Annotated in this window: 20 protein-coding genes and 2 pseudogenes; 15 read left to right on the top strand and 7 right to left on the bottom strand. The window is 70.6% G+C overall.

The annotated features are described in order from the left end of the window. Positions 1–26: 26 nt before the first annotated feature. From AS97_RS30450 to AS97_RS30440, 3 genes are all read right to left on the bottom strand, one after another. Complete coding sequence (locus AS97_RS30450; RefSeq protein ID WP_210566007.1) at positions 27–2,579, bottom strand: DUF262 domain-containing protein; 2,553 nt, start codon at positions 2,577–2,579, stop codon at positions 27–29. Between the two features lie 475 nt (positions 2,580–3,054). Then, the gene (locus tag AS97_RS30445) at positions 3,055–4,740 is read right to left on the bottom strand and encodes a hypothetical protein (protein WP_210566006.1); all 1,686 of its coding nucleotides are present in this window, start codon (positions 4,738–4,740) and stop codon (positions 3,055–3,057) included. A gap of 367 nt (positions 4,741–5,107) precedes the next feature. Then, complete coding sequence (locus AS97_RS30440) at positions 5,108–5,923, bottom strand: hypothetical protein (protein WP_210566005.1); 816 nt, start codon at positions 5,921–5,923, stop codon at positions 5,108–5,110. A gap of 705 nt (positions 5,924–6,628) precedes the next feature. Between AS97_RS30440 and AS97_RS30435 the strand changes: the two genes are divergently transcribed. From AS97_RS30435 to AS97_RS30405, 7 genes and pseudogenes are all read left to right on the top strand, one after another. Continuing rightward, positions 6,629–8,227, top strand: a complete 1,599-nt coding sequence (locus tag AS97_RS30435) for a TIGR02677 family protein (RefSeq protein ID WP_210566004.1) — start codon at positions 6,629–6,631, stop codon at positions 8,225–8,227. Beyond that, positions 8,224–9,489 (top strand): TIGR02678 family protein, encoded by a 1,266-nt coding sequence (locus AS97_RS30430; RefSeq protein ID WP_210566003.1) that lies wholly within the window; start codon positions 8,224–8,226, stop codon positions 9,487–9,489. Before AS97_RS30435 ends, AS97_RS30430 begins: the two co-directional genes overlap by 4 nt. Next, complete coding sequence (locus AS97_RS30425) at positions 9,486–13,631, top strand: TIGR02680 family protein (protein ID WP_210566002.1); 4,146 nt, start codon at positions 9,486–9,488, stop codon at positions 13,629–13,631. Before AS97_RS30430 ends, AS97_RS30425 begins: the two co-directional genes overlap by 4 nt. A 46-nt stretch (positions 13,632–13,677) precedes the next feature. Beyond that, complete coding sequence (locus tag AS97_RS30420; RefSeq protein ID WP_210566001.1) at positions 13,678–14,925, top strand: TIGR02679 family protein; 1,248 nt, start codon at positions 13,678–13,680, stop codon at positions 14,923–14,925. Positions 14,926–14,969: 44 nt separating this feature from the next. Further along, complete coding sequence (locus tag AS97_RS30415; protein ID WP_210566000.1) at positions 14,970–15,233, top strand: CopG family transcriptional regulator; 264 nt, start codon at positions 14,970–14,972, stop codon at positions 15,231–15,233. Beyond that, positions 15,230–15,645 (top strand): annotated as a pseudogene (locus tag AS97_RS30410) (DNA-binding protein). Before AS97_RS30415 ends, AS97_RS30410 begins: the two are co-directional and overlap by 4 nt. 416 nt (positions 15,646–16,061) lie before the next feature. Continuing rightward, positions 16,062–16,529 carry a hypothetical protein gene (locus tag AS97_RS30405; protein WP_210565999.1) on the top strand — a complete coding sequence of 156 codons (468 nt, stop codon included), beginning with the start codon at positions 16,062–16,064 and terminating at the stop codon, positions 16,527–16,529. A 77-nt stretch (positions 16,530–16,606) separates the two neighbouring features. Here AS97_RS30405 and AS97_RS30400 read toward each other — a convergent pair. Beyond that, a pseudogene (locus AS97_RS30400) lies at positions 16,607–16,807 on the bottom strand (site-specific integrase); the annotation flags it as partial. Positions 16,808–16,826: 19 nt separating this feature from the next. Between AS97_RS30400 and AS97_RS30395 the strand changes: the two are divergent. The 4 genes from AS97_RS30395 to AS97_RS30380 all read left to right on the top strand — a co-directional run bounded on the left by AS97_RS30395 (position 16,827) and on the right by AS97_RS30380 (position 18,795). Next, a complete protein-coding gene (locus AS97_RS30395; protein WP_210565997.1) occupies positions 16,827–17,264 on the top strand; it encodes a hypothetical protein in 438 nt (145 codons plus the stop codon). A gap of 368 nt (positions 17,265–17,632) precedes the next feature. Continuing rightward, positions 17,633–17,911 (top strand): hypothetical protein, encoded by a 279-nt coding sequence (locus AS97_RS30390; protein WP_210565996.1) that lies wholly within the window; start codon positions 17,633–17,635, stop codon positions 17,909–17,911. Between the two features lie 207 nt (positions 17,912–18,118). After that, positions 18,119–18,382 carry a CopG family transcriptional regulator gene (locus AS97_RS30385; RefSeq protein ID WP_086707056.1) on the top strand — a complete coding sequence of 88 codons (264 nt, stop codon included), beginning with the start codon at positions 18,119–18,121 and terminating at the stop codon, positions 18,380–18,382. Beyond that, positions 18,379–18,795 carry a hypothetical protein gene (locus AS97_RS30380; protein WP_059147714.1) on the top strand — a complete coding sequence of 139 codons (417 nt, stop codon included), beginning with the start codon at positions 18,379–18,381 and terminating at the stop codon, positions 18,793–18,795. Before AS97_RS30385 ends, AS97_RS30380 begins: the two co-directional genes overlap by 4 nt. A 354-nt stretch (positions 18,796–19,149) precedes the next feature. Here AS97_RS30380 and AS97_RS30375 read toward each other — a convergent pair whose 3' ends face one another. Further along, the gene (locus tag AS97_RS30375) at positions 19,150–19,812 is read right to left on the bottom strand and encodes a response regulator transcription factor (protein ID WP_059147715.1); all 663 of its coding nucleotides are present in this window, start codon (positions 19,810–19,812) and stop codon (positions 19,150–19,152) included. After that, positions 19,809–20,936 carry a sensor histidine kinase gene (locus tag AS97_RS30370; RefSeq protein ID WP_059147716.1) on the bottom strand — a complete coding sequence of 376 codons (1,128 nt, stop codon included), beginning with the start codon at positions 20,934–20,936 and terminating at the stop codon, positions 19,809–19,811. Before AS97_RS30370 ends, AS97_RS30375 begins: the two co-directional genes overlap by 4 nt. Before the next feature lie 218 nt (positions 20,937–21,154). On the opposite strand from AS97_RS30370, the gene AS97_RS30365 reads away from it, so the two are divergent. Then, positions 21,155–21,562 (top strand): DUF6223 family protein, encoded by a 408-nt coding sequence (locus tag AS97_RS30365; RefSeq protein ID WP_086707063.1) that lies wholly within the window; start codon positions 21,155–21,157, stop codon positions 21,560–21,562. 112 nt (positions 21,563–21,674) lie between these two features. On the opposite strand, the gene AS97_RS30360 is transcribed toward AS97_RS30365, so the two are convergent. Beyond that, the gene (locus tag AS97_RS30360; RefSeq protein WP_210565995.1) at positions 21,675–22,169 is read right to left on the bottom strand and encodes a hypothetical protein; all 495 of its coding nucleotides are present in this window, start codon (positions 22,167–22,169) and stop codon (positions 21,675–21,677) included. A 559-nt stretch (positions 22,170–22,728) separates the two neighbouring features. On the opposite strand from AS97_RS30360, the gene AS97_RS30355 reads away from it, so the two are divergent. The 3 genes from AS97_RS30355 to AS97_RS30345 all read left to right on the top strand — a co-directional run bounded on the left by AS97_RS30355 (position 22,729) and on the right by AS97_RS30345 (position 26,107). Beyond that, positions 22,729–23,004 carry a hypothetical protein gene (locus AS97_RS30355; RefSeq protein ID WP_236669693.1) on the top strand — a complete coding sequence of 92 codons (276 nt, stop codon included), beginning with the start codon at positions 22,729–22,731 and terminating at the stop codon, positions 23,002–23,004. After that, the gene (locus tag AS97_RS30350) at positions 22,997–23,623 is read left to right on the top strand and encodes a DUF6879 family protein (RefSeq protein ID WP_059147719.1); all 627 of its coding nucleotides are present in this window, start codon (positions 22,997–22,999) and stop codon (positions 23,621–23,623) included. Before AS97_RS30355 ends, AS97_RS30350 begins: the two co-directional genes overlap by 8 nt. Positions 23,624–23,752: 129 nt before the next feature. Then, a complete protein-coding gene (locus AS97_RS30345; RefSeq protein WP_247204533.1) occupies positions 23,753–26,107 on the top strand; it encodes a tetratricopeptide repeat protein in 2,355 nt (784 codons plus the stop codon). The last annotated feature ends 22 nt before the right edge of the window (positions 26,108–26,129 follow it).

The following is a 26,129-nucleotide window of genomic DNA, read 5'->3' as shown; positions in this document are numbered from 1 at the left end:
CCGACGTCCCGAGTGCTCGCCGTGCGTCACAGGCTCTGTTGACGGAACCATTCCAGCGTCTCGGCAAACCGAACCAGCCCACCGCCGCGCAGGACACCCAGTGGAAAGCTCGGCCGTCGCCTGGGCAATTCCTCATCGGGGACGGTCAGCGTCGCTCCAGGAATCGCCCGGATCCGGTCACGGAGTTCCGCGAGTAGCCCTGGCCTGGTGAAAGGCTCCCGCCTCGCCAAGTGTGCGAAGACCACTTCGACAACCCCCGATCGCGGATAGATGCTCACGGGCCATATCGAACCCTGCGAGCCGTTTCCTTCGCGGAGCATCGGCGCACAGCTCGTCTCCTCGGCGAGGCCGTATCCGAGCCACCCGCCATCCGCCTCCCACTTACGCAGCAGGGTCAGCAGCCCATCGGCGAGGTCGGGGTGGTGAGTCCTGAGCAGCTTGCCGAAGTTCTCCGCACGTTCGGTGATAATGCCCTCGGCCTCGGATGCTGCCGCGGCCTCCTCTTCCACCTCACGGGGCCTGTCGAGACCGGCTAGATCGGCCAGCTCTTCCGTGGTCAGCTTCTGTTCAGGGTCGGCCACCGCGCCGTTGAAGCGGACACCCTCACGCTCGAGCGCCTCCCGCTGGGTCTCCTTACGGCCGTCGAGCCAGGCGAAGTCGGGCGAAGACGTGCCGTTGGCCCGCAGCACCCGATGGGCGTTGGGGATACCGGTGCGGGTGGCCAGATAATTTCCGACAGTCTGGGGAGAGCCGGCTCCGGTCACCGCGGCGAGGTCCTTGTATGTGGTCCACTTGCCGGAGGGCAGGGCCGCCAGCACCTTCCTCAGCCTCAGCCACTCCGAGCGCTCACCGGACTGATCGTCGTCGCCCGTGACGGGCCCGGGCCACATGCGCACCGCGCGATCGGCGAGCCGATCGGCGCGGCTGAGAATCTCCTTCCTCCCCCAGCGTTCGGTGGCGGCGATCTCCCGGTTCATCCGCAGGGCGCTCTGATCGAAGATCTGCTGCTTGCGCTCGTAGGGGTGGTTGGATAGGCGCGTGTTCTCACCAGTGAGGGTCAGATTGCCCAAAGTGTGAACCAGCGTCTCGTGCAGTTCCTCTGCCCGCTCCCCCTCCTCGGTGTCCTCGGCGAGCATGGCGAGCCATTCCTGTCCGGGCCGCTGCGGAAGTACGTGCTCGATGGTCGCCCAGGCCCGCGAGAAGTCGACCGGTTCCGGAGCCATGTAGTCCTCCTCGAACCGCCTGAGCACATAGGCGCGATGGCGGCTGCTGCCCTGCCAGTAGAAGGGCTGGGTACGGATCGCCTCGCGCAGATCCTCGTCCCGTGGCCACCCTCGCCGCAGGCCGGACAGGTAGCGGTGTACCGCCTCCGGCAGCGAACGGTCCCGCTCGATACCCGAAGGCAGCGTGGCCAGAATCTGCCGAACGCTGTGCGACGGTTCCCGACAGATCATGCGCCGGACCAGGAAGCTCTCCACAAAGCTGAGCGCTTCGACGGCCTCCCTGGGCTCGACCGTCCCACGATCCACTCGGTCCAGAACATGGAGTGCCGGAGGGTAATGGGCTTCCCCGCCCCACTGGACAAGACGTTGCAGCACCGCGCGCAACTCGACGTCGGGCTCGCGCTCGGGCTCGAAGACCCGCATGAGCAGGTGGCCAAGGCGCCGGAGACGGGCCAGATCGTCCCGTAGTCCTTCCTCATCGGAAGCAGCGACAATCCGGCCCATCCGCCGTTGTTGCCCCTGGTAGACCTCGCTGATGGTGACCCGCGACTGTCCCTGCAGAACGAGGTCCAGCCACGCCAGAGTAGTCAGTCGCTCCGGCCCGAGTTCCGTCTGCAGGGGAAGCCATATCTTGTCGTACACGTGCTCGCCCAGACGCGGGAGCTGCATGAACACATAGTTGCGCAGGAGGTCGGCCTGGCTCAGCGGCTTGCCTGTGTTGTTCAGGGACTCGAAGATTCGAAAAGCATTGTCCTGTGGCCCGGCGGTGATCGTCACCAGCGTAAGCCGGTGCCGCAACGCCTGGTCGATGTGACGAACGGTGTCCCACTCACCGGCAGGGTCATACTCGGCGAGCGCCGCCAGGAAGAACCGGTAGGCGACGCCGATACTGTCGTCCCCACCCGCCTGGGGATCGTTGTCCACACACGCGAGATACGAAGGCCGGTCGGCCTGTGTCGGGAGCAGACGGTAGGCGTCGAGGCCACCGTAGTCCTCTTCGTTGATCAGGTACCGACGGTGAATGAGATCGGCCTTGACCTTGTCGAACGTCCGCACGTGATCACGAAGGGCGCAGGCAAGCAGCATCAGCGTTGTCAACCGCTGCTGACCATCGATGACGACCCAGCGTTGCACGGTGTCGGGCATGGGCGGGCGGGGATCAAGCACCAACGAGCCAAGGAAATGGCCGCTGGGCGCCTGTGATGCGTCCGAGCCGACCGTCGCCTGCTCCACCAGGTCGTCCCACAGCCGTCGATGGTCGTCGACATCCCAGCTGTAGGTGCGCTGATACAGCGGAACCTGAAACTGATTGTCCCCCTGGATCAGCCGCTCGAAGGTTGTCTCCCGTGCTTCCACCTGTCCTCCGCCTCCCCCTGTGCCGGGACCTTCCGCCCGGCGTCCCCAAGGCTGACAACCTAACGAGAATGCATCGCGGGAGCAGAGCTGCCTGTGCATTTTCGGGGCCCCTCCGCCATCTTGGCCGAAAACGGGATACGCCCGGCAGGTGGGCGCCTACGGTCCGCGGTTGATTCCAGTAGGGGCGGCCCCCTATCTCTGCCCCGACTCTCACGCCATCTGATGGGGATGGGAGGGCGGGCTGATCCGGCCCCGTCATGTGCCGCAGGTTCCGCAGAGCCGCCAGCCGGACGGAAGCGTATCGGCCAAGACCGTGGCCTCACTTGCGTCGGTCGGATCGCCAACCACGCCGGACATTCAGCCACGCCGGTGGAACTACCAGGCCAGCCGGAAAATAGTCTGGATCACCAGTTCACCGCCCACCAACGGCTCGGTTCGTCCCCATGTACCGCGTCCCCCGCCGGGCACTTGAGGTTCACAGGCCGTGCTGGTCGAGGAGCCGCATCAGGTTGCGTTTGCGCTTCTGGTCGGCGCGCAGGGCGGTGAGGTACGTGGTGAACTCGTCCTGTGTACCCAGGCGGCGGTGGCAGTCGCGGATGCTCAGCAGCAGGCTGGTGAGCTGCTCGTAGATCGCGTTGCCCGTCTGCTTCGTGAGGGGTTCGACCAGGCGCCGGTAGACGCCGAGCGCGTCGGCGGGGCGGGCGGCACGGGCCTGGTCGGCGAGCGTGAGCCACTGTTGGTCGTGGGCGCCGGTCTCGGTGGCGGCTTGCCAGGCCGCGTCGGTGTCCTTGTCGTCGAGCAGGGCGTCGATCAGGGCCGGGCCGCCGTACCGGGAGTGCTGTTGCTGCTCTGCGTCGGCACGCAGCAGAGCCAGCGCTCCCTCACGCTCGGCCGGCCAGCAGTCCGCGGCCCCGGCGGCGGCTCGCAGTTGCTGGTACGCGAGCAGGGTGCGGCGGGCGCCGAAGTGGTCGCGGCGCAGGGCGACGGCATCGCGGAGCCGATCCGCCTGCGCGTAGCGGTCACAGAGGTAGTCGACGAGGGCGGTGTCGATGACGGCGAGGCCGCAGGTGCCCCGGGTGTCCTGGATGCCGCGTTCCGCCCAGCGCAGGGCCTCGTCGCTGCGCCGGGCGGTGTCCAGCTCGTGGGCGATGACCAGGTGCGTGTGGCCGTTCGGTGAGAGGTCGGCCGCATGCACGGCGATCACCGCGTCGACATCCCCTCCCGCTTTGGCCAGACGCTCCATCAGGTATTTCTCCGCCCAGCCGCGGCGGTTGCCCCGCCACGCCTCGACCGCCGACTTCCGCAGGACGGCCATCCCCTCTTCGCCGAGGATTTCCTCGTAGTCGAGCGGGTCGATGTCCGTGAGGCCGTCGTCCACGTCGCCGAGCGCATGGCCGACCAGCCAGCGCGCGAGCTCCTCGGGGTCGGGGCGTGCCGCACGGCACGCTTCGAGGTGGGCGGCGGCGAGGTCCGCACCGACCTGCCCGAGCCATCCGTCCGAGTCGTCGACGCTCTCCACCGCGTCGGCGAGCAGCTTCATCGCCTCCCGCGCCAGGGTGATCGCGTCGTCGGCCCGGCCCGAACCGGTGAGCGCGCCGATCGCGGACACCGCCTGCCCGGCCTGGTCGGCGTAGGCGCGGGCATCGGCGTACTCGACATACCCGTACTGCGCGAACGGTGAGATATCCAGCAGATCACGGATACGGGCCCGGACCGCGGCGAGATCCCCGCGAGCACTCGCGGCCCGAAGCTCCAGGCGGCGCCGCAACCGCCGGTCCTCGCCGACCTGTTCCCGCACCAGCGCGAGCAACTCGTCCTTGGACAGACCGGACAGCCACCCGTCAAGGTCCTGCGCACGGTCCCGGGCCGCCTTCCGCTGCCGCGGCAGGCTCTCCCGCTGTGCGAGCACCGTCAGACCGAGGGCGACCAGATGCTTGCAGAAGTTGCCCTCCATGCCGTACGGGCAGTCACACTCACCGGAAAGCCCGCCGGGCCCGTCCAGCGCCAACTCCACCTCGTACCGCTCCGTGCCGTGGACACTCGCGGTGACCCAGCCGTCACCGACCTCAACCCCGGACACCGCGTCCAGGTAGCCGACCCCGCGCTCGTAGGAACGGGAGTCGGCCAGCATTTTGAGGTTCGCCTCAGTGAGGCCGCGCATGGTACTTCCGCTCTGCCGTGGTTGTGCTCTTGATGCTCCGCCAGCCTAGGCGAGGCCAGGGGCGCGAGCTGACGACTTCGGCAGGCTTGGCCTCCAACCCCGGCGCCTCATTCGCCGGATGTGTTCGGCGGCCCTGTGCGGAGCGGTGCCGCCGGTGACGAGCACCCCGGCTTCCGGGTTCCTTCTTGCCCCGGATTCAGCGAGATTCGCGCTGCCCACCAGCAGGGCCCGTGAGCGCGCTCCCTTGGCGTGGTGCCGCCGGGTTCCCGCAGCGCGGCTACCGCGGCAACCTGATATCCCCCTCCTGAAGCTCAGCCCCGGGTCGCAGGTGCTCCCCGGCCTGCCTCGCGTCGACACGGTGGCGGGCCTACTCCATGGCCCGGCCCGCGGTGCGCATCAGTTCACGGATTTTGTACCCGTAGATCTCGGCGAGGCTCTCCCCCGCGTAGCACAGCACCTCGTCGCCGTCGTAGTCGCCTTCGCAGGCGTCCAGGCCGTCGAGTACGCCGAGGGCCACGGCCTCGGCCGCCTCGGGCATGCCCAGCGCCAGCCGGCGGCGGACATCGGCCTCGTGCTGTTCGATGACCGGCTCGATCAGGTGGCTCGCCGCCTCGTATACGTCGGTGTACCCGAAGCCGGGGCGGTAGCCGGTGGTCAGACTGTCGGTGTCCAGGGCGCGCAGGGCGTGCTCGACATCGGCCGCCGTCCCCTCCTGAAGGGCGTTCAGTTCGGTGCGTTCACGCGGAGCGAGCGGTCGTACGGCCATCTTGTCGGCCTCCGTGCGCAGTTCGGGCCGATCGTCCAGCGGCCGATCCAGAACGGTGGCCTTCTCCACGGCGGTGAGCGCGTGCAGGGCTTCGCCGCGCGTGCGGCGAGTGGTGGGCGGGGTGTGCCAGGGCAAGCGCCGTTCGACGGCGTGCAGGGCGAGTACGACGGCATGTCGGCACAAGCGTCCTGAGGCCAGGGCGCACGGACCGTCGCATTCCGCCGTCAGTTCCCGCCCTACGACCCGCACCCACACGTCGCAGGCGGCGCCCGAGCCGTCCCGCACCAAGCCGCTGACGCCGCGCTGCTCACTCTCCGGCTCGATCACCGCGCCGTCGGCGAGCAGCGTCCGCCCCTCGGTTACCTCGGTGTCGTCGGCGAACGCGTGCACTGTCTCCTCGTCCATGACCACAGCCATGCGGTCATTCAAGCGCACCCCCGCCCGGTGGGCGTACGGGTGGCTCCGTGCGCAGCGGCCGAAGCGCCGATCATCTACGTGCCCGCGCGATTCACCGGGACGGCCGTTCGGATCTCACCGCATATCGTCGTCGGCCGACGTCAAGGAAGAAATACGCACGGTGGCGCCATCGCGTGAAGCGACGCATGTCACGGGTACGCAGGGAAGATTAGACCGATCAGCTGACATCACGCTGCGGCAATGCGGACCACGAACCAGCGTCAGTCCGTGCCGGGGATGACGACCACCAGCCCGTCACACAGATGTCCGGGAACCGTCGAGTGGCCGTGCTGCTGATCACCTCGCCGCGCTGTGCGGGAGCCGGGTCACCGTTATCAGGGTCTGACCGCGCGCGAGCCGCACCCTCACCTCCCACGCGCGGCGGCGGTCGTGCCGCGTCCGCCGGGTCTGTCAGCGGTGCGCCGTACGGTTTTCTTCGTGGCCGGCGATGTTCCCGGGCGGCGGCGCCGGCTGCCGAGGCGGAACGTCGCGTCATTGTGCTCTCGGTGGGAGGTCGGTGTGGTCTGCGAGCGACCGGTCGCTCTGCGCAGGCGGAGTGTGACGCGTAAGCGGCAGGCCATCCTGTCAACCCCCGCGGCCCATCCTGTCAACCCCCGCGGCGGGGATTTCCGCCCCGGTGTACGTGTCGGGAAGAATGCCGGGACGATGACGTCACCAGCTTCCGGTCCGCGCGGCAGCGAGCACGCGCCGTTCATCCATCTGACCGTGCCGAACGCGGCCTTGTACCGTCAGGTGATGTGTGCGTTCCTCGCGGCGAAGGAGCGGTTCGCGGTGCATCTGCGGCCCGAGGACGTGCACGCCGCGCTGGAGCCGGAGCACCGGCCGCCCGATCTGGACGCGGTGGTGAAGGCGCTGGACAGCCTGGTGGAGTGGGGCAACCTGCGGGCGGATCCGGACACCTCGCGGGTCACCGCGGTCGAGGACTTCTACCGCAAGCGGTTCATCTACCAGCTCACCCAGGCCGGGGAAGCCGCCGAGCAGGCGTTGTCGGTGTACGACGAGGCACTGGGGCGGCGCGGTGCGCTGCAGGCGGTGGCGCTGCACGACATCGTCACGCAGCTGCGGGCCCTTCTGGTGATCGCGGCTGAGCGGGAGGAGGGCGGGCCGGACGCGGCGAAGGCGCATCTGGCGCTGTCGGCGCTGACGGGCCGGTTCGAGGCTCTGGCGGAGAACGCGCGGGCGTTCATGGGGTCGCTGCAGCGCACCATGGATCTGCACGGGGTGGAGGTCGAGGTGTTCCTCGCCTACAAGGACCGGCTGATCCAGTACCTGGAGCGGTTCATCCAGGACCTGATCACGCTGGGCGGGCGGATCGCGGTGCTCATCGGCGAACTGGAGCAGGACGGGCGGGCCGGTGTGCTGCTGCGGCTGGCGGCGGCCCGTGAGGCGGCCGACGCCGCGCCCGAGGACGCCGAAAGTGCCGAGGAGCAGGCGTACGAGCGGTGGGCGGCGAAGTGGTCGGGGCTCACCGCCTGGTTCGTCTCCGCGGACGGCCGTGAGTCGCAGGCCCGGCTGCTGCGCGGGCGGGCCCTCGGGGCGATCCCGCAACTCCTCGCGGTTGTCAGGCAGTTGAACGAGCGGCGGGCCGGGCGTTCGGATCGGTCCGCGGACTTCCGTACCCTGGCCCGCTGGTTCGCCGAGGCCCCGGACGACCAGGCGCGGCACCGGCTGTGGCGCGCCGCCTTCGGTCTGTACTCCGCGCGTCATCTGACCGTGGACGCCGATAGCCTGGCCGAGCGCACGGCCCGCCCGGTGCCCGCGTCCACGTCGTGGGCCGAGGCCGAGCCGCTGCGGATCAGCCCGCAACTGCGCCGTACCGGCAGCTACGAACGCCGCGGGCGGGCCCGCCGGGTGCAGGACCGCTCCGAGCAGCGACACCGGCTCGCCGAGATCGCCGCCAGGCAGGCGGAGGAGATCGCCGCCGCCCGTGCCCGGCTCGCGACGGACGACACCATACGGTTGTCCGCGCTGGGAGAACTCGACCCGGTGGCCTTCGGGCTGTTCTTGCAGCTGCTCGGCGACGCCCTGGCCACGTGGCGACCCGGTATGACGAGCACGGTGGCGACCAGCAACGACGGCTCGATGGAGATCCGGCTGACGGCCCTCGCCGACGGGACGACGGCCGAAATCCGCACGCCGGGCGGGACCTTCCGCGGCCCCGACCACCTGATCGAGATCACCGACCTCACCCGGCCCGGCCGCGCGGGACACACACCGGCCGAGACGATTGAGGGGGAGCCATGACCACGCCCCTGGGCGAGGTGCTGGACGGCCGGCGAACGGCCGAGGTGCACAAGGCGGCCCGGACGCTGTTGAAGGAGCCGCTACTGCTGGCGCAGGGCCCGCACGCGGACGAGTTCCGGCTGGTGCGGCAGCACGCCTCGGAGCTGCGCGACTGGTTCGACCGCAACACCGGCTGGTCGCTGCGGGTGGACGCGGAGGCCGCCCGGCTGGCCCGGACACCCGGCACCTTGGCCGATCCCACCCATCCGGCGCGCGAGGCGTCCCGTGGCCGCGCCGCGTTCACGCGCCGCCGGTATGTGCTGCTGTGTCTGGCGCTGGCCGCGCTGGAACGGGGTGAGGCGCAGATCGCCCTGGGCCGCTTGGCCGAGCAGGTGGTGCTGGACGCCGCCGATCCCCACCTGGCCGCCGCCGGGGTGGAGTTCACCATGGAGCGCCGCGACGAACGCCTGGATCTGGCGGCGGTGGTGCGGCTGCTGCTGCGCCTTGGGGTGCTGCGACGGGTGGCCGGCGAGGAAGAGGCATACGTCAGCGGTAGCGGCGACGTGCTCTACGACGTGCAGCGGCGCGTCCTGGCCGGGCTGCTGGCCGCCCGCCGGGGCCCGTCGACGATCATCACCGAGGACTTCGAGGACCGGCTGGCCGAGCTGACCGCCGAGAGCGCGCTGGACAGCGACGAGCTCCGTTTCCGCGCGATCCGCCAGCGGCTGACCCGCAGGCTGCTGGACGACCCTGTGCTGTACTACGAGGAGCTGACCGACGAGGAACTCGGCTACCTGACCCGCCAGCGCGCCTTCCTCACCGCCCGCATCACGGAACTGACCGGCCTGGTTCCCGAGGTGCGGGCCGAGGGCGTCGCCATGGTCGACCCGCACGACGATCTGACCGACGTACGGATGCCGGAGCAGGGCACGCACGGGCACGTCACCCTGCTGCTCGCCGAACACCTGGCGGCCATGGACGGCGGGGTGAGCCGCGCCGACCTCGAACGCAAGGTTCAGGAGCTGGCCGCCGAACACGGTGCGTTCTGGTCGAAGAGCGCCAAGCAGCCCGGCGCGGAGGCGGAGCTGGTCGGCCAGGCGCTGGAGAGGCTCACCGCGCTCGGCCTGGTCGCCACCACCTCGGAGGGCATCGTCCCGCTGCCCGCGCTCGCGCGGTACGCGGTCGGCGAGACCGTCGTGACGGAACCGGGGCAGGCTTCCTCCCGCACACCCCGTGCTCCCCGCACGCCCCGCACACCCAAGCGAAAGGCACCGCAGTCGTGACCGCCCTGCCCGACCCGACACCCGGCCGGTGGCAGCCGCTGCGCATCGGCCTGGTCGACCTCTTCCACTACGACACGGAGGAGTTCTGGTTCCGTGACGGCCGCCTGCTGCTGCGCGGCAACAACGGCACCGGCAAGTCCAAGGTGCTCGCCCTGACCCTGCCCTTCCTCCTGGACGGCGATCTGTCGGCCCGCCGGGTGGAACCCGACGCCGACCCGGGCAAGCGCATGGAGTGGAACCTGCTGCTCGGCGGCCGGCACCCGCACCCGGAGCGGCTCGGCTACACCTGGATCGAATTCGGCCGCCGCGACCAGGACTCGGGCCGGGCCCACTTCCGCACGCTGCTGTGCGGGCTGAAAGCGGTAACGGGCCGCGGCATCGCCCGCCACTGGTACGCGGTCACCGACCAGCGCGTCGGCGAGGAGCTGACCCTGCTCGACGCCACCGGCACCGCGCTGTCGCGGGATCGCCTGGCCGAGGCCGTCGCCGGCCGCGGCATGGTCCACGACCAGGCGAAGGCGTACCGCAGGGCGGTCGACGAGGCGCTGTTCGGGCTCGGCGAGCGGCGCTACGCCGCCCTGGTCGACCTGCTCATCCAGCTGCGCCAGCCCCAGCTGTCCAAGCGCCCCAATGAGACGGCGCTGTCCCGCGCGCTGACCGAGGCGCTGCCGCCTATGGACCAGGCGGTGATCGCCGATGTGGCCGAGGCGTTCCGCTCCCTGGACGAGGAGAAGGAGGAACTGCGAGCGGCCGGTGAGGCCGAACGGGCCGCCTCCGCCTTTCTCGACCACTACCGCCGCTACGCCCGCGTGGCCACCCGCCGACGGGCCCGGCTGCCGCGCAGCGAACACGCCCGCTACGAACAGCTGCACCGTGACCTGTCCCAGGCGCGGACCGAGCGGGAGGATGCCGAGCGGCAACGGGCGGAGGCCGCGGAGCGGATCGCCCAGCTGGAGGAGGTGGCCGTGCGGCTGACGGCCCAGGACGCCGCGCTGCGAGCGGGTCCGGAGATGCGCAGCGCCCGGGAGCTGGAGCAGGCGGCGGCCGATGCGCGGCGCACCGCCGGTGAGCGGGCCCGAGCGGAGACGGACCGGGACCAGGCCGCCCAGGCGAACTCCCGCGCCCTCGGCCGCCTGACGAGCGCCGAAGGGCGGCTGTCAGCGGCCGAGCAGCGGGTCGAGAGCACGCTGCGCCAGGCAGGGGAGACGGCCCGAGCGGCCCGGCTCGAGGACGTGCTGGGGCCCCACGACACCGTCCCGGAGGCAGAACTGCGCCACGCGGCCGAGGAGTCGGTGGCACGCCGGAGGCGCACCCTCGACCACGTGGAGGAGCTGGCCGCGGGGGCCGAGCAGGCCGCCGGCGAACGGCGGGCCGCCGCCCGCCGCCTGGACGAGGCCCAGACCGAGGCCGCCCACACCGCCGAACGCCAGGCCCAGGCGGAGGCGTCCGCCACACAGGCAGGCCATGACCTGGTGGGTGCCGTACGCGAACACCTCGACCGGTGCACGGAACTGGACCTGCCCGACCCGACGGGGCTCCTGGACGCTCTGCACGACTGGGGCACGCATCTGCACGGCCCCAGCCCCGCCCGGGAGCAGACCGCGGCAGCCCACCGCGGGCAGGCCGCAGACCTGGCCGACCAGGCCGCCGCACTCGGCCAGCGGCTGGCCGAGCTGGCCGAGCGCCGCACCACGGCGAGAAGGGAGCTGGCGGAGCTGGAGGCCGGTGGCCAGCGCGGACCGGAGGCACCCCACACCCGTACTCCGGGCCTGCGCGACCGGACTCCCGGAGCGCCTCTGTGGAGGCTGGTCGACTTCCACGACCACGTCACTCCGGACGAACGGGCGGGGCTGGAGGCCGCGTTGGAGGCGTCCGGGCTCCTGGACTCGTGGGTGTGCCCGGACGGCACCATGCTGGAGGCGAGCGGGCACGACGTGCTGCTGTCCCCGCTGCCTTCGCACGCGTCACGGGCCGGCTCCGTGCTCGCCGACGCGCTGCGGCCCGCCGTGGACCACGGCGACCCCAGGGCCACGCAGGTCGGTGAACCGGCCGTGTCCGCTCTCCTGGCGGCCATCGGTCTCGGGGATACCGGTGCACCCGGCACGTGGGTGGCGGCGGACGGTCACTTCCGCATCGGCGCGCTGACCGGCAGCTGGTCGAAGGAAGCTGCCATGTACGTGGGTGAAGGCGCTCGCGAGGAAGCACGCCGCGCCCGGATCGCCACCCTGCGCGGCGAACTGGACGCCCTGGCCGACAGCACGGCACGCCGTGAAGCCGAACGCGCCACGGTGGCCGCGCGCCGGCGCACCCTGGATGCCGAACTGGCCGCCGTCCCCGACGACGCCCCCCTACGCCACGCCCACGCGGTGGCCGCCGCGGCGGCGGACGCCGCCCACCGGGCCCGCACCCGCCAGGAGGAACGCACGGCCGAACTCACCGAGGCGGCCCGCCGCGGTGCCGAAGCGGCCACCGCACTGACCGAGACGGCCGACGCCGTGAACCTGCCCGCCGACCGGCCGGCCCTCACCGCCGTCCGCCAGGCCCTGGCCGACCACACGGCCGCCCTCGCCGCCCTGTGGCCGGCCCTGCGCGACCGGGCCGAGGCGCGACGCGCTGTCGCCGACGAGCAGGCGGAAACCGGCCGGGCCGGGGAACGGGTGGCCGAACTGGACGAGCGTATGGCCGAGGCGGCCCGGCTCGCCGCCGCCGCGGACGAACACCACACCACTCTCCGCTCGACCGTCGGCGCGGCCGTCGCCGAGCTGGAGCGCCGTCTGGCCGAAACCGCGGGTGCCCTCGCCATGTGCGAGCGGGACCAGAAGCAGGCCCGTCACGAGTACTCCGCCGCGGACCGCCGCGCCGGCCGCGCCGAGGGCCGCATCGAGCAGCTGGACAAGGACGTCCATGAAGCGGCGGCCACACGCGCCGAGGCCATCGCCGCGCTCCAGCGGTTCGCGGCCACCGGCCTGCTGACCGTCGCCCTGCCCGAGGCTCCCGTACCGCCGCTGGACGGCGGATCCTGGGCCGCCACCCCGGCGATCGCGCTCGCCCGCGCGATCGAGGCGGCACTGTCCGGTACGGACGACTCCGAGGGCGCCTGGGAACGCGTGCAGAAGCGGCTCAGCGAGGAGTACAAGAAGCTCCAGGACGTCCTCTCCCGGGGCGGCCACAGCGCCACGGCGCGCATGACCGAGGACGGGATGATCGTCGACCTCGTCTACCAGGGCCACGGGCGGGCCGTGCCCGAACTGGCCGAGGCCCTGGCCACCGAGGTCCAGGAGCTGACCCGCATACTGTCGGCGCACGAACGCGAAATCCTGGAAACCCACCTGCTGACCGAGGTCGCCGGCACCCTCCAGGAGCTGATCGGCACCGCCGAGCGCCAGGTACACGCCATGAACACCGAACTCGAACAGCGGCCCACCTCCACCGGCATGAAGCTGCGCCTGATGTGGCGGCCCTCCCGCAAGGCACCGGCCGGACTGGCACAGGCGCGGGCGCGGCTGCGCCAGTCCGCCGACGCCTGGGCGGCCGAGGACCGGGCGGCGGTCGGCGAGTTCCTGCAAGCCCAGATCGCCCGCGCACAGGCCGAAAACGCCACAGGCAGCTGGCTGGAAGTGCTCACCACCGCGCTCGACTACCGCGCCTGGCACGAATTCGGCATCGAACGCCACCAGCACGGCGCCTGGGTGCCCGCCACCGGGCCCGCCTCCGGCGGCGAACGCGTCCTGGCCGTCTCCGTACCCCTGTTCGCCGCCGCCTCCGCTCACTACGCCACGGCCGCTCCACACGCCCCGCGCCTGGTCACCCTGGACGAAGCCTTCGCCGGCGTCGACGACGACTCCCGCGCCAAGTGCCTGGGCCTGCTCCACGCCTTCGACCTGGACGTGGTGATGACCAGCGAGCGTGAATGGGCCTGCTACCCGCAAGTACCCGGCATCGCCATCGCGCAGCTCTCCCGCGTCGACGACATTGACGCGGTCCTGGTGACCCGCTGGCAGTGGGACGGCGCCGAGCGGGCACGGGCCCCCGAACCCGACCGCCGCATGGCGACGGTCCCCGCACCGGCACACTCCCCCGGGGAGCCCGAGCCCACCCCCGCCGAGAACCCCGCGCCCGGCCAGGACGCCCTGTGGGCCTGAGAAGTGACGCGGGGCCGCCCGTGGAGAGGAAAGGGAAGACCCTCACATGAGCGCACCCGACGCCCCCATCGGGCGCGTCGACCACGGCCGCCTCACCCGTCTCCTCGGCGACCCGGGCTGTGCCTGGCTGCTGGACCGGATACGCCGCCGCATGGCACGCGCCGAGCCACTCACCGGCCCGGTCATCCTGGCCGCGCCCACCGACGGCGAGCGGGCCGCCGCCGAACGCCTGCTGGGCCGAGCCCCCGGCGGCGGGCGCTCGCTGAGCATCCAGCTCGACGCCGTCGACACCATCCTGCGCCGCTCCGGTGTCAGCCCCGACGGCCTCGCCGCCGCCGTCATCGCCCTCACCGGACCCGTCACCCTCCTCAGCGACGCGCGCCGGCGGGAAGCGGACGCCTGGCACGACGCGTACACCCCGCTCACCGGTTTGTGCTCCGAGCGGCCCGAACTGGCCGACTGGGGCGAGCACATACGCGTGAGCGGCCTCGTCCGCCGCCTCGCCCGCGGCCCGGAGACCGCCCGGGCCCTGCTCGCCTCCACCGCGACGGCGCTGCGGAGCCTGCCCACGGATCCGGCCGTCTCCCTCCCGGCCTTCGCCGCCCGCACCCTCGGCGATGCCCACGCCCTCGACGACGGCACCCCGCTCGCCACCCTCGTCCACTCCGGCATCCGCGCCGTGACCGGCTTCCCCGACGGCACCGGAGCCGAGTGGCGCCGCGAAGCATGGGCCTGCGCGGGACTCCTCAAGGACGCCCTGTCCTCCACCGTCCTGACCCTGGGCCTACGCGGCACACCCGCGCTCGACTGGGCCACCGGCGTCGGGGAACCCGCCGTGCTCACCCTGCGCCAGCTCACCCGGACGCCTCCCCGCACAACGCCCCCGGTAGTGCGCGTCTGCGAGAACCCGACCGTGCTCGCCACCGCGGCCGACACCTACGGCCCTGCCTGCCCACCCCTGATCTGTCTCCAGGGCCAGCCCTCGGCCGCCGCCCTCACCCTCCTGCGCCATCTGCACTCCCACCGGGCGAAGCTGCTCTACCACGGCGACTTCGACTGGGGCGGCATACGCATCGCCGCCGTCTTGCTGCAGCGCGTGCCCTGGCGCCCCTGGCGCTATACCACCGCCGACTACCGCGCCGCCGCCGGCAGAACCCCCCTGGCACCATCCCTGACGGGCACACCTGCCACCGCTCCTTGGGACCCCGACCTGCGGGCCGCCCTCAGCGAACTCGGCGTACGCGTCGAGGAGGAAACCGTCCTCGACGATCTCCTGACCGACCTCGCACCCTGACAACTCACGGGATCGCGTGGAGTATGCGTAGCAGCATAAGGAGCATGTCCGAGCCCACGCAGAAGTACTCGATCACGATGCCACGGGACATCGCCGAAGCCGCTCGCGCTCGCAGCGGGCCGTCCGGCCTGTCCGCTTACGTCGCCGCGGCCGTGGCCCGCCAGATCGAGCGCGACAACCTCAACGAGCTCATCACGGTCGCCGAGGCCGAACACGGACCGATCACCGACGAGGAGGTCCAAGCGCTCCGGGACCAACTCCAGCAAGCCCGTAGGCAGCAGGCGCCCGACGGAGCGAACACGGCATGACACGATCACCCGCCGCCGTACCCGGCGGCACCTTGGTCCTCGACAGCGGGGGACTCGCCAAGGCCGCACTGCGGGACCGCATGGTCACCGGCTGGCTCGCCCTGGCCCGCGCCGACGACCTCCGATGATCACCAGCGCCGCCACTCTCGTGGAGGTGGTCCACCCCCGGATCAACCGGTCGGCGTTGGAGTGGACGCTCTCCCGCATCGTCGTCGAGCCGATCACCGAGATCCTCGCTCGCCACGCCGCTGCTCTCCTGGCCGACACCGGCCTGCACGGCCACAAGTACGCCATCGACGCCATGCTCAGCGCCACCGTTCTCGCCGCCCCCGGGCCCACAACAGTGCTCACCTCCGACCCCGAAGACCTCATGGCGCTGTGCGGCGGACGCGTCACCGTCATCAAGATCTGACGGCGCGCTCCCCGCACCTGCCGGACGTGCACCGCACGCATGGGGGCCCGTGAGGCGCCCCCCCGTAGGCCGAAGCGCCGATCGTCTACTTGCCCGCCCGATGCACCGGGACGACCGTCTGGATCACTAGCTCACCCGCACCGGCCCATGATTCCGCTCGTCCCCATGTACTGGGCCCTTCGCCGGGGGCACTTCGCATGAGGTGCCGGCAGACCCCGCCGCCAGCGGTTTCGCTGAGTGCGGGGTCTTCTTGTATGCGCAGCCGGATGCGGTCGGATGCAGCCCCATGACAGTGATCACGTAATGGCCACGTAATGATCTAGAGGCGCTTCTCCGCAGGCCACGGCATCCTTCGAGAGCTTCCGAGCGAAGTCAATGACTTGGGCGCGCAGACGATCTTGTGATGTTCTGCTCCTGTGGATGGTGTTCTCTCTGCCTTAATCGCGATCGTCGGAACGCTGCTGGGCTCCGCTGTGACGCATGCGTTCCAGCGCAAAGCGTCTGCACACGATCGAGTGTTCGCGGCTCAGCAGCAACTCCGCTCGGACCGGATGGCTGTCTACAGCGACTTCGCCGGAGCGCTGACAGAGTTCCGACGAGGGCAACAAGATCGCTGGTGGCGCAGGAACGAGGACCCCGACGGCCCCGCGTTCATCGAAGCTCGCACAGAGGCCTACCGGCTCCGCGGGATCGCCCTCCATTCGCTGTTCCGCGTCCAGCTCATAGCGAGCGCGCAAACCCTGATCGACACCGCGCAAAATGCCTACGCCCTCACATCCAGCTTGCACAAGGCAGAAGACAAGACAGAGCTGAGTTCCCTCGGCGCAGAGGCACGAGAGGCCCTGGAGCAGTTCATCACCATCGCTTCTTCGGACGTGCAGTAACGCCGAGGGAGCCCCAGATCTCTCTGGGGCTCCCTCGGCAACTCGGCCGAACCAGGCAGTAGTCACATGGCTTGCGTTTACACGTCCTCCTCCCCGAGGCCCTTCAAGATCCGGTCATTCATCTCATCCTCCTGACCGTCGATGCACTTGGCGTAGATCTTCAGCAGGACGTCCACCGAGTGGCCCGCGCGAGCGGCGACCTCTGGAGCCATCACCCCGGAGTTGAGCCACTGGGAGACTCCCGCGTGCCGAAGGTCGTACGGCCGGAAGGCCAGGACCCGCCGCATCACCCTCTCCGTGTCCGTCGCCCGTCCCGAGCGATGGGACCGGGCCCTGGCCTCCCTGACGGCCGTTCTGGAGACCGTGACGGGCGACCTGTGGGAGGTCGTCTTCCGGCCCTTGGGGCGTCTTCCGGCCCTTGCACAGAAGTCGGTGCGGGAAGGGCCCCTCACCTTCACCGACGAGGACTACGCGCACGATGTGGCCCTGTTCTCTGGCGGTCTCGACTCCCTCGGTCGGGCAGCCCAGCAAGCCGCCCTGCCCTTTCCCCGCGCCCTGCTCCTCGTCACCTTCGCGGAACGTAACTTCGAGGCGCTGCAGGATCAGGTGTACGAGGCCGTACGCGGGCTGCGGCGACGCCCGGTACGGCGTCTCACCCAGAGCCAGACGGTACGCAAACCACGCGGCAGCGGCATCGAGCTGGAACTCACCACCCGCTCACGCGGCCTGCTGTAAGCGGCGACCGCCGTGCACGCCGCCGCAGCGGAGCACGTCCCCGTAGTCCACCCTCCGGAGAACGGCCAACTCGCCCTCAATCCACCACTGTCCGCCGCCCGGACCGGAACGTGCTCGACCCGCTCGGTACACCCCTGGACGGTTCATCACCTCAACCGGGTGATCTCCGAGGTCGCGGAGCCCGGATCCGCGATACGCGTCGAGAACCCCTTCGCGACGCTCACCAAAGGTGACGTCTGTGCGGCAGCCCATGATCCGGGTATGCCGCAGCGGGTGCTGGAGCCAACTCTGAGCTGCGGCGCTCCCCCCGACCGCCGAAACCCGCTGGGCCCGCACTCGCACACTGCGGCCTTTGCTACCCGTGCCTGGTGCGCCGCTCGGGCCTGGTACCCGCGTTCGGCGAGGACCGCACGCCGTACGCGGCTGATCCCTGGGACCCTGACCTGCCCGCTTCCCGTACCGGCAACTGGCAGGCCCTGCGGCGGTGGCTGGACACCGAGTGGAGCATGCTCGATCTGGTGGCCGACGCCCCACTACCGCCCGATACGCAGCCTGCCTCACTCATGGAGGTGGTCGAGCGGGGCAGGGGGGAACTGCGGGCGCTGATCGCATGGGCGGGCAAGAGGGCGCCGCGGAAAGCGTCGTGATCCGTGCCCGTACCCCATCCGGCCCGGGCCCACCTCGTCCGGCTCCAGTCGCTCCCCTCACATCCGGGTGCCGGCATCTGCGCTGCGGGCGAGGACGTAGCCGGTTTCGGAATCGTCCGGCCTGCTCACAGCACCGCGTGGATCGCGCCACGTCGACTGGAGCACACTCAAGATGCTACGAGGGGCATGAGCTGTAGCATAAAGGGCATGAGTGAGCCTACCCAGAAGTACTCGATCACGATGCCGCGGGACATCGCGGAAGCCGCGCGCGCACGCAGCGGGCCGTCCGGCCTGTCCGCCTACGTCGCCGCGGCCGTCGCCCGCCAGATCGAGCGGGACAACCTCAACGAACTCATCGCGGTCGCCGAGGCCGAGCACGGACCCATCACCGACGAGGAGGTCCAAGCGCTCCGGGACCAACTCCAGCAAGCCCGTAGGCAGCAGACACCCGGCGGAGCGAACGCGGCGTGACGCGATCATCCGCTGCCGTACCCGGCGGCACCCTGGTCCTCGACAGCGAAGGACTGGCCAAGGCCGTACTACGAGACCGCGCGGTCACCGGATGGCTCGCCCTGGCCCGCGCCGACGACATGCGGGTGATCACCAGCGCCGCCACCCTCGTGGAAGTGGTCCACCCCCGGATCAACCGGCCGGCGTTGGAGTGGACGCTCTCCCGCATCGTCGTCGAGCCGATCACCGAGATCCTCGCTCGCCACGCCGCTGCTCTCCTGACCGACACCGGCCTGCACGGACACAAGTACGCCATCGACGCCATGCTCAGCGCCACCGCCCTCGCCGCCCCCGGGCCCGCCACAGTGCTCACCTCCGATCCCGAGGACCTCATGGCGCTGTGCGGTGGACGCGTCACCGTCATCAAGCTCTGACGGCGCGCTCCCCGCGCCTGCCAGACGTGCGCCGCACGGGTGGGGAGGCCCGTGAGGCACCCCTCCCGCAGACCGAAGCGCCGATCGTCTCCTTGCCCGCCCGATGCACCGGGACGACCGTGTGGATCACCAGCTCACCCGCACCGGCCCATGGTGCCAGTGGTCGCCGTCCGGGGTTGTGGCGTCCGTCAGGCGGTTGGCTCTGTTCACGAGTTGCGACAACGGTTGTTCAGCCCTTTGGGAGGCACCCGGACCCCGCCGTGTTCGATGTCCACGAGAAACGGCAGCACCCCGTGCGAGGGCGTTCAGCAGGAGGATCGCCGGGGGCAGTGCCTGCAGCCCGGACCGTGGCTGTCAGGAGTTGCGCGGGGCTACAAGGCCGGATTCGTAAGCGAGGACGACGAGCTGAGCGCGGTCGCGGGCCTGGAGCTTGGCCATGGCCCGGTTGATGTGAGTCTTCGCGGTCAGCGGGCTGATCACCATGCGGTCGGCGATCTGGTGATTGGACAGGCCCTGCGCGACCAGGGCGACGGCCTCGCGTTCGCGGCTGGTCAGCTCTTTCAACTCCATGCCGGTGTCGGTGGGGAGCGGCTGGGTGACGTACCGGTTGATCAGCTTGCGGGTGATCGAGGGCGCGAGCAGGGCGTCGCCGCGCGCTGCGACGCGTACGGCGTGCAGGAAGTCCTCCGGAACTATGTCCTTGACGAGGAATCCGGCGGCGCCGGCGCGCAGCGCGTTGAAGACGTATTCGTCCAGGCCGTAGTTGGTCAGGATGACGACGTGCACCCCGGCCAGGGCCGGGTCCGCCGCGATGCGCCGGGTGGCCTCGATGCCGTCGACGACCGGCATCTGGATGTCGATGAGCGCGATGTCGGGCAGGTGTTCCCTGGCCAGGGCCAGGCCCTCGCTGCCGTCGGCGGCCTCGGCCACCACCTCGATGTCGTCTTCGAGGTCGAGGAGCGCGCGGAATCCGCTGCGAATGAGCGGCTGGTCGTCGACCAGCAGGACGCGGATCATGACATCTGCTCCACGGGGAGTTCGGCCTGGACGGTGAAGCCGCGCTCGCTGCGCGGTCCGGCGCACAGCCGGCCGCCCAGGGCGGTGACGCGTTCGCGCATGCCGAGCAGCCCGAGGCCGGGTGTCGGCGCGTTGTCCGGCGTGGCCTTGCCGTCGTCGTCGATGCGTATCGCGAGGGCGTCGGGCCGGTAGTCGATCCGGACCGACGCGGTGGCAGCGCCCGCGTGCCGGGCGATGTTGGTGAGCGACTCCTGGACGATCCGGTAGGCGGTCCGGCCCACCGCGGCCGGCACATCGGGCCGCTGTCCTTCGATGGTCAGCGTCGCCTCCAGGCCGGAGCCGCCGGCCCGCTCCACCAGCTCCGGGATGTGGTCGAGCCCACGGGGCGGCGTGGTGTCGTCGTCGCGCAGTGCTTGAAGGGTCGCGCGCAGTTCGCGGGTCGCCTCACGTCCGGCCTCCTGGATCGCCAGCAAGGAGTCGGGCACCTGTTCCCCGCGCTTGCGGGCCACGTGGACGGCGACTTCGGACTGCACCTTGATGATCGAGATCTGGTGGGTGAGCGAATCGTGCAACTCGCGTGCGATGTGCAGCCGTTCCTCGTCGGCTCGGCGTCGCGCGGTCTCCTCCCGGCTGCGCTCGGCTTCGTCCGCCCGACGCTCGGCCTGCCGCACCGCCTCCCCTGCGGCGAAGGCGGCGATCAGCCAGGCGAACTCGAGGACGCCGCGGCCCTGCGCCAGTGCCTCGCCCACGGGCCCGTCGTGGACGACCAGTGCCGTGATGCGGAGAGCGACCAGCATGGTCACGGACGCCGCCGCCGTGAGGGCACGGTGCCCGGCCCGCACCGCGCCGTACACCGCAACCAGGTACGAGACGGCGAGCACGTGGAAACCGGCCGCCTGGTAACCCACCGCGCACAGCCCGGTGACGGCAAGGACGACAAGCGGAGCCCGGCGGCGCGCGGCCAGCGCCAGGCCGCTCGCCGCCAGCAGCGCGTAGCCGAGCAGATCGGGCCCCGCGCCGGGGGCCTCCCCGGACCGCCCGGTGCCCAGCAGCAGCGCCGCCACTCCGGCGGCGATCGCCCAGTCTCCGACAACGGCCGGGACACGGATCCGCCCTTTGTCCATGCGCGCACCTTAGCCGGATGGCACTGCGGGCGAGTCCCGCTCGTGGACGAGCGAGCGGCTACCGCATCCGCGGTATCTGCGCGGCGTCTGCGGTATTCGCGGCAGCCGGGTGCGGCAGCCGCGGCAGCGAAAAGTGCCTGCGTCTGCGGGACGACCGGCGGTGGGTCCTGCCGACATGCTCAGACCCTGACCAGTTCGTAGGAGGAAAAGGAGAACCCATGTCAGTCGGATTCGCGCTTGCCGCACCGGCGGCCGCGCATGTCTCGGCCCAGTCGGCCGCCGTCGATGCTTACACCCTGACCACCGGGCGACTCGTGGGCAGCGCGGCCGCACTGGTGGCGCTGGCCGGCGTGGTCATCGGTGGGCTGGCTCTGGCCCGCTCCGCCGGCCGTATCGGCACCGGCAACGGGAAAAGGGGGGCCATCGTGTCCCTGGTGGCGGGGCTGACCGGTGTGGTCATCGGCACGCTGAATCTGGCCGTCGCCGATGGTGGTCCCGGCACCGGCAACGGAGTAGTCGGTGGCGCCTTGGGCCTGGTGCTGGGGCTGATCGCCGCGGTCCTCGGCAGGCTGGCTCTGGCCCGCTCCAACCGCATCGCCGCACCGTCTGGCCGTCTGACCGCCTGACCGCCTGACCGCCTGACCGCCTGACCGGGCAGCGAATACGAGAAGATGCCGCCGAGTACGCGCTGTCGAAACTCGTGAACTTTCCGACTCGCTGACGGACGCTGCCTGCCTCTCAAGCTGGTGGACAAGTACTGTCCGTTCTCGCGTACGAAGCCAGCCGGTCTTCCGCGTTCCAGGTGTAGGTCCAGGTGCGCGTCTGGCCGGTCATGTCGTGGAGATGGCCGGCCTGAATCCATTTCTCGGTGTTAACCGAGCCGGCCGAACCGTCGCCGTAGGCGCAGGTGTGGAGCCAGCGTTCGCCGTCGCTCGACGTGGTGTCCTCGATGCCACGGAAGGAGTCGGACGTCACCATCCGACGGGCCATCGCCCGGACCCGGGGGGCACGGTCGGGACCCCTGACGGGCGCCCGGGCGATGAGGAAGTCGTGTGCGGCGGCTCCACCGAGGGAGGCGAGGTCGGCGGCATAGCGCTGGAGGGCCAGGGCTCGTTCCGGGCCGGTGACCAGGCGTAGCTCGCTTCCGGTCGCCACGTGCCACAGGCCGATGGCCGACGCCTCGACGTGCCGCTCGATGTGGACGGGGTCCACCCAACCGGGGAGCCCGCCCATCGCCTTGACGAGGGGCGTCCATGCGTGCGGTGAACCAACAGCCCAGCCTTGGCGAGTCGGCGTCCGGGTCCGTTGCGGGGCTCGCCCCTCTGGTGCGCTCCGGCCCGACGCGTGGAACGACCGTCCACAGCGGTGCGACACCTCGTCGCCCTTCTGGCGCCAGGCCCGCGTAGGCGTCCCGTGAGCTCCGGCGCGTCGGCAGTACGGGCACGTAGATCGGCTCGACCATCGCGGATCCCCCCTCGGCCCCGCTGAATCACCCCTGGTTGAAGGGTGAAGAGGGAGGGCCCGGTATCGAAAGGGCGCAATTGTGGCAGAGCGCAATTCCGGCCGGTGATCGGCTCCGCCGCGCGGAACGGACGGCACTGGAGGTTCTTGTGAGCCGTATGAGTCCTGTGACGGTCCCGATCACAAATGGCCGAAATGGCACAGGAAAACAAGTAGTCAAACACTCAAATCATTGCTCTCCGTGACCGGGGCCCCTACAATCCGTTGCCATGCGTGCCTGGAGCCGTCGCGGCGCCAGCGGGAGTCAGGGCAGAAAGGTCCACGGAGGCGGATGATGACTCGTCGTTCATGGGATGCGGATCCGTCCGCATCATTCGTGCGTCGGTTAGGGAAGTCACCGAGCGAACTGGGCACCACCGGTGACCACGACGACTGCCCCGATATCTGGCAGCTCGACAACGGAGATATCGCGGTCATCGGACGAGACCTCACCGACGCATATCGGTCTCGTCTGCCCGTGGATGTCCGCATCGCCATGGATGAGCGGCTCGTCGTGATTCCGGGAAATACATTGAGCGCGGCGAAGGCGGAGATTCCTGATGCTTAGCCTTGAGCTTCCTGTCCTCGATATCTCGCAGGGTGATCGGCTGCCACGGGACGCCTACCGGGCCGACTTCCGGGAGCGCGTATGGGGTGACGAGGGCCATGACTCGTGGAAGCTGGAGCGGCAACAGCATTTCCAGGAGCCCGGCAGCGACAGCTGGAAAGCCTTTTCGCAAGGCGATTGGGAAGGCGCTCTGCGGCTCATTGAGCAACGACGTGACGGCCTGCTGCAATACATGGGTGAGGCGGCCAAGCGAAACTTCAGCCTCTATCGGGTGCGGGTCGTGGAGGAGCCGATCGCTCCCTACCTCCAGTGGGAACTGCACCTCTTGCGCCTGCGGGCCGAGTGCGGTGAGCGGATCAGGGTGGTCGGGCCTGAGCACATCAGGGGGTTCGAGGAGAGCGGGCCGCTGCCGGAGCTGGTTTCGCTGGGTGGCCGGACGCTGTACAAGGTCGTTTATGACAGTCGGGGAATCAGCGATGGCGCGGTGCGATTCGTTGATCCGGACGTGCTGACACGGTGGGAGGAGTTCATCGAGGGGCTTTATGAAGCCGGTGAAGAGATGAGTTCTTACTTTGAGCGCAAGGTGGCTCCTTTGCCGCCCCCGACAGCTGCGGAGTAGACGATCAACGAGGACAGAGAGCGGGAAGGCGCCCAGGAAGAATTCCCGCAAGCGTCGGAATCCCCGCAAGCGCCGCAGTCCCAGGGGCCGCACGGGACGCAGTCGCAGCTGTCGGGGTCCGCGGGTGATGTGGTGCAGGCCCGTGATGTGCGCGGCGGAGTGCATTTCCATGGGGTGGGTCGGCACGGTGCCAACGGTGATACCCCGCGGCCACGGCAGCTTCCGGGGGACATACGCGGATTCGTCAACCGGACCAGTGAGCTGGAGCGGCTCAATGCGATTCTGACCGGAGATGGCGGGGAGCCGCTCGTCGTCTCCATCTGTGTGATCGCGGGAATGGCGGGGGCGGGTAAGACCTCGCTGGCGCTGCGCTGGGCGCACCAGGCCCAATCGCATTTCCCTGATGGGCAGTTGTATGTGAACCTGCGCGGCTATGACCCAGGGGCGCCCGTCACCGCTCCCGAGGTGCTGCACCGCTTTCTGCCGGCGCTCGGGGTGTCGGGGGCGGCGGTTCCGGCCGATCCGGAGGCCAGTGCGGCGCTGTACCGTTCGCTGCTGGCCGGGCGGCGGATGCTGATCGTGCTCGACAACGCCGCCTCCGTGAGCCAGGTACGTCCGCTGCTGCCGGGCACTGCGGGGTGTCTGGTGCTCGTCACCAGTCGTAGCCGGCTGTCGGGGCTGGCCGTCCGGGACGGGGCGCATCGGTTGACGCTGGGCACGCTGGCCGAGCCGGAAGCCGTGGCCCTGCTGCGTACCGTCACCGCCGGGTATCGGCCCGAGGACGACGCGGAGAAGCTGGCCGAGTTGGCGCGCTTGTGTGCCCGGCTGCCGCTGGCGTTGCGCATCGCCGCCGAACGGGCCGCCAGCCGGCCCCTGATGAGCCTTGACGAGTTGATCAGAGACCTCCGTGACGAATCCGCCCTTTGGGAGGCTCTGACCGTGGGAGACGACGAGGAAGCAGACGCGGTGCGCACGGTGTTCGCCTGGTCCTATCGGGCGCTGCCCGCCGAAGCCGCGCGTTTCTTCAGGCTGCTCGGGCTGCATCCGGGGCCCGAGTTCGAGGTCTCGGCGGCCGCCGCCCTCGCCGGAGTCGGGCACAGCCGGGCACAGCACCTGCTCGACGTCCTGGTCGGAGCACATCTGCTGACGCAGACCGCCCCCGACCGCTTCGAGTTCCACGATCTGCTGCGCGCCTACGCCATCGACCAGGCACAGCACGAAGAGCCCGTCGAGACCCGCGAGGCGGCCCGTCTCCGGGCACTGACCTGGTATCTGCACGCCGCCGATGCGGCACGCACGCGCGTCAGCCCGGCCGAGCCGCCCGTTCCGCTCGACGCGCTGCCCGACGGTGTGACACCGCCGGCCTTCGCGGACTACGACGAGGCGATGCGGTGGTACGAGCTGGAGCACGGCAATCTCTTGGCCGCCGCGCGCACCGCCGCCGATGCCGGGCTCGACGTGATCGCCTGGCAGCTGCCCGCTCTGCTGCGTCCTCTGCACGCGCGTCACAACGCGTTCGAGGAGTGGTTCGCCATGGGGCACATCGGGCTGAGTGCCGCCCGGCGGGCGGGTGACCGGGCCGGGGAGGCGAGGCTTCTGGAGAGCCTGGGCATGGCCTGCCGGCAGTCGCACCGTCCGGCGGAGGCGGCGCGGTACCACGAGGGCGCCCTGGCAGTGCGGCGTGAGCTGGGTGACCGGCTGGGGGAAGCACTGTCGCTGAACGCCCTCGGGCTGGTCCATGTGCGGACACGGCGGTTGGAGGCGGCGAAGCAGCGTTTCACCGAGGCGCTGGCCCTCTTCCGGGAACTCGGAGCGTCCGAGTGGGAGCCCACACTGCTCGCCAATATCGCCACGGTGGGCTACGAGGCGGGTCGGCTCGAGGAAGCCTCTCGGGCCGTTCACGAGGCGTTGACCACACTGCGGGAGCGGGGTGACAAGGGCGGTGAGGGCAACGCCCTGCGGATTCTGAGCGCCGTACAGCGGGAGCAGGGCGCCATACGGGACGCCCTGGAGTCCGCCGGGAGCGCCGTCGAGATCGCCCGTCGGCATCGCAATCATGTCTGGGAGGGGTATTGGCTGCTGGACCTCGGACAGGCCGAGGTGGCCGACGGCCGCCCCGAGGACGCCTTGGTCTCATATCAACGGGCCTCAGTGCTGCATCGGCAGCTCGGGGACCGATCGCGGGAGGCGCGTGCCTGGAACGCCGCCGGTGAGGCGTACGGCCGACTGGGCCGATTCGAGGAGGCGGCCGCGTTCCACCGGCGGGCGGCCGCGGCCCATCGCGAGCTCGACGACCACTGGCAGTTGGCACTCGCACTCGATGGCCTGGCCAGTGCGCTGCGCGGATCCGGGGGTAGTGGCGCGGAAGAGGAAGCACGGCGGCACTGGGAGGAGGCGTCGTGCACGCTGGCGGCGTACGACGATGCGCGGGCGGTCGAACTGCGGAGCCGGATCGACGATGCCTTGGGGGCGTCTCAGCCCTGAGGCCGCCGGGCCCCGGGCCCGG

The organism is Streptomyces sp. AgN23, from assembly GCF_001598115.1.
GTDB classification, from domain to species: domain Bacteria; phylum Actinomycetota; class Actinomycetes; order Streptomycetales; family Streptomycetaceae; genus Streptomyces; species Streptomyces antimycoticus.
The sequence above is the reverse complement of the archived record's forward strand: the minus strand, read 5'-3'. Positions and strand labels throughout refer to the sequence as shown.

What these genes read in the sequence shown, in the direction of transcription:
- AS97_RS30445 (WP_210566006.1), bottom strand. Translation starts at nt 4,740, where the DNA reads ATGCGCGGCCTCACTGAGGCGAACCTCAAAATGCTGGCCGACTCCCGT.
- AS97_RS30440 (WP_210566005.1), bottom strand. Translation starts at nt 5,923, where the DNA reads ATGGCTGTGGTCATGGACGAGGAGACAGTGCACGCGTTCGCCGACGAC.
- AS97_RS30435 (WP_210566004.1), top strand. Translation starts at nt 6,629, where the DNA reads ATGACGTCACCAGCTTCCGGTCCGCGCGGCAGCGAGCACGCGCCGTTC.
- AS97_RS30430 (WP_210566003.1), top strand. Translation starts at nt 8,224, where the DNA reads ATGACCACGCCCCTGGGCGAGGTGCTGGACGGCCGGCGAACGGCCGAG.
- AS97_RS30420 (WP_210566001.1), top strand. Translation starts at nt 13,678, where the DNA reads ATGAGCGCACCCGACGCCCCCATCGGGCGCGTCGACCACGGCCGCCTC.
- AS97_RS30415 (WP_210566000.1), top strand. Translation starts at nt 14,970, where the DNA reads ATGTCCGAGCCCACGCAGAAGTACTCGATCACGATGCCACGGGACATC.
- AS97_RS30385 (WP_086707056.1), top strand. Translation starts at nt 18,119, where the DNA reads ATGAGTGAGCCTACCCAGAAGTACTCGATCACGATGCCGCGGGACATC.
- AS97_RS30375 (WP_059147715.1), bottom strand. Translation starts at nt 19,812, where the DNA reads ATGATCCGCGTCCTGCTGGTCGACGACCAGCCGCTCATTCGCAGCGGA.
- AS97_RS30370 (WP_059147716.1), bottom strand. Translation starts at nt 20,936, where the DNA reads ATGGACAAAGGGCGGATCCGTGTCCCGGCCGTTGTCGGAGACTGGGCG.
- AS97_RS30365 (WP_086707063.1), top strand. Translation starts at nt 21,155, where the DNA reads ATGTCAGTCGGATTCGCGCTTGCCGCACCGGCGGCCGCGCATGTCTCG.
- AS97_RS30360 (WP_210565995.1), bottom strand. Translation starts at nt 22,169, where the DNA reads ATGGGCGGGCTCCCCGGTTGGGTGGACCCCGTCCACATCGAGCGGCAC.
- AS97_RS30355 (WP_236669693.1), top strand. Translation starts at nt 22,729, where the DNA reads ATGATGACTCGTCGTTCATGGGATGCGGATCCGTCCGCATCATTCGTG.
- AS97_RS30350 (WP_059147719.1), top strand. Translation starts at nt 22,997, where the DNA reads ATGCTTAGCCTTGAGCTTCCTGTCCTCGATATCTCGCAGGGTGATCGG.